This window comes from Variovorax sp. 10N432, assembly GCF_056394465.1.
In genome coordinates this window covers 1-2,891 of sequence record NZ_JBFTHX010000099.1, presented here as the reverse complement: position 1 = coordinate 2,891, position 2,891 = coordinate 1, and the positions used below count along the sequence as shown (strand labels likewise).

1 protein-coding gene and 1 pseudogene are annotated in these 2,891 nt (G+C 64.2%); both read right to left on the bottom strand.

Annotated features, from left to right (window positions below; translation table 11 throughout):
- A pseudogene (locus AC1DF3_RS36690) lies at positions 1–1,504 on the bottom strand (DUF4158 domain-containing protein); the annotation flags it as partial.
- Between the two features lie 80 nt (positions 1,505–1,584).
- Positions 1,585–2,241, bottom strand: coding sequence for a hypothetical protein (locus tag AC1DF3_RS36685; protein ID WP_478142769.1), 657 nt, complete (start codon positions 2,239–2,241; stop codon positions 1,585–1,587).
- Positions 2,242–2,891: the final 650 nt, after the last annotated feature.

Sequence of the window (2,891 nt, the reverse complement as noted above, 5' to 3'; positions counted from 1 at the left end):
GAACTCGCTAGCCTTAGCCGGCAGCTGCAACCTGGCGTAGTGCCTCGGCGCTTCGGCTTGCCAACGCTCCTCGGGCAGGAACAGACGCTCGCGACCGCGGAAGCTCAGTGAATGAGCTATCCAGACCGAGCCGTTGCGCACCGCCCGGCACAGAGCAAGCAGGGTGGCGACCTCCAGCGCCCTGAAGGCGCGCTCGCGGTCGGCGTCGGCGATGGCTGCACGCCAGGCGGCTCCCCAGTCGTGGGGTCGTGACTTCACTGGGAAGTCGCTTGATGCCAGCGGCATACCCGGCTCGGAGCTTGTTCAGCGCATCGAGTGCCGGGTGCTCGCCGGTGGCCTGCCAAGGCAAGCGACTGACCCCCACCAGCAGAGAACGCACCGGCGCGATCGCATCGATCAGGCGTTGCCGGATGACTGACGCCCGACTCGGCGGGCGCTGAGCGTGCTTGGCCGCGACGATCTCGCGAAGGCGTGAACGCAGTTCGGCATCTGGCACCGCATCATGACCTGCGAGCTCGGAGAGCTCCAGCAGCAGCTCCTGGTACTGCCGTGCCCAATCCACGGACGCGACACCGTCCGCACAGTGGCGCCCCAGGTCGGCCACTCGACGCTGGAACATGAAGATGATCTGGTCGGTGGCCGTGAGCAGGCAGTAGCGCAGGAAGCAGCTGAGCTCCAGCGTGCGGGCCGGCTCCTTGATCCTGGCACTGACCGATGGGGGCCGCCCGGCCATGCGCCTGGCGTAGCGGCGCACCAGTACATCGTTGAGATCCTCCAGATGTCGATCGATGCCGAGGTCCGTCAGGAACGCGATCCTTTCCAGGACCTCGGTGATCTGGCGCGTGGAGTGCCTTGCTGGCGCGCTCCACAGCCAGCTCTGGCAGTGTTCGCCGTCTGGACGCGGCGTGTCCAATGCCGATATCCAACGTTTGCGAGTCTCGGCAGACACCGATGTCATGATGGCGTGGCTGGTTGTTGCTTCGAGTTCGACCAGGGCGGCCGCCACCATGGCGCGGATCACGCGGTCGTGCACGATGAGCAGGCGATGGTCGTAAAGCCACTGCCTGGCAAGGAGCAGGAGCCGCTCGCGGTCCGAACAATGCGCAACCTCGTCGCGCAGGACCCGTACCAACGCTCGGCGCTGATGCTCGGTCATCCACTTGAATCCCAGGCATTCGCAGGCTTGGTGCTGGTGATCGAACAGGGTGCGTCCGCGGGCGTACAGCGCGCGCAGAGATACCAGATCCGGCGCGGGGATATCCAGTTCTCGGCCAAGGTGGCGAAGCAGGGCAGGGGGCACGATCCGCACGCTGTTCAGAGGCCGTCCGGTCATGCGGGCGAAGCCGATGTGTAGCGCCAAGCCAAGCTTGAGGCTGTCGCTGCGCCGACGAGCAATCAAGTCGAGCTCAGTGCGGCTGAAGCTGAAGAACGTCTCCAACTCAAAATCGCTGAGCTCGCCGGGCATGTCGCGCAGGCCCAGATAGGACGACTGCCATCCTTGCATCGTCGCGCTCCTTCGTCGTTCAGGGGGCGCAGACGATACGCCGCAAAGAAGTGAACAGCAATGCTCGCGAAATCAACAACTTAGCGAACCGACCCCGCGCCGTTGCTGGAGTTGCGAACCGTCACTTTTGACACCGAAATCAAATCGACCCCGGAGATCACCTGGTTGACCGCGGATTCAACGAAGCCGGTTGCAATGCGGTCCCCGCACCGGTACCGCTCTCCGTAGTTGACGATGGCGCCGGCGTTGTTGCCGACGTAGGTCGCGAATTCACCCAGCGCCCGATCAAGTTTCTTGAGCACGACCGAAGGCGGCCGCCCAGCTTGCCTGTCCTGCTCGAGCACGCCTTCGACTTCCTCGACCAGGTCGTACAAGGTTTCGTCGGCGCGGATCGCGTTTCCATGCCACAGGAACCATTTGACGCGTTCGAAGCCCTTGAGGAGGTTTTCCTTCTCCGAGCCTTGCCAGCCGCGTGCCGTTTGCAAGAGCTGCTCGATGCGCATGGCCACGTGGAACCAATCCAGAACGTGCTCGGATCGCGGATGCAGGAAGGCGCCAAGCTCGCGCACAGTGTCGCCGCCGTCACACAGGAACGTGATGTGCTGTCGGGGGAGAATGCCTTGCGACTCGAGCACGGCGCGCAGCCTCCGCTTCGGTTTGCGGTCTATCCGATGAACGAAGGCGAAGACTTTCGCCGCACCTTCGTCCGGGATGCTCTTTCCGGCGATGACCTCCAAGCATCCGTTGGCACCCGGCAGGCGATCGAGACCTCGAATGTAGCCTCCGTCCAGCCCACCGTGATGGGAGCGGCAGGTTCCGGCGAGGCTTCGATCTCGCGCTGGGAGCCGCCGTCGTAGGTGAACTGCTCCGGGCCGAGCTGCGCTTCGAGTCGCTCCGCGGTGTCCAGAACGTGCCGACGAATCGCTTCCGGATGCACCCCTGGTCGACGGGCAACACATCATGCAACAGCGCACCGACCGCTGCGAAGGAGACTTGCGCGGCCCACTTGGCCTACAGGTATGTCAGTTCTGGGGTCGTGTGCACCGTCAGCAGTTCGCTGAGCGGAGAGAACGTAGCCTCCCGGGATTGCTCGAAGCGGCAGCGGCGCCAACGGGGGCTGCGCAAGTCGATTTCCCCGAAGGCGGTGCGAAAGCGTAGCGGGTGGTAGCCTTTGACCGCGCGCGGCTTGGCACAATGCGGACAGGCCCTGCGGTCGGACAGGTAGCCATCCAGCTGCTCTTAGACAAACGCTTGCTGAAGGGTTGCGAGGATGGTCTTGGCGTCGCCCAGGGCGAGTCCGACGTTCTGCACCTGGTCACATCGACGATCGATGGTGTGAAGTGGCACGGTGAAGGGGCGCGACGCGGCGCCCTCAATGCGAATCTGA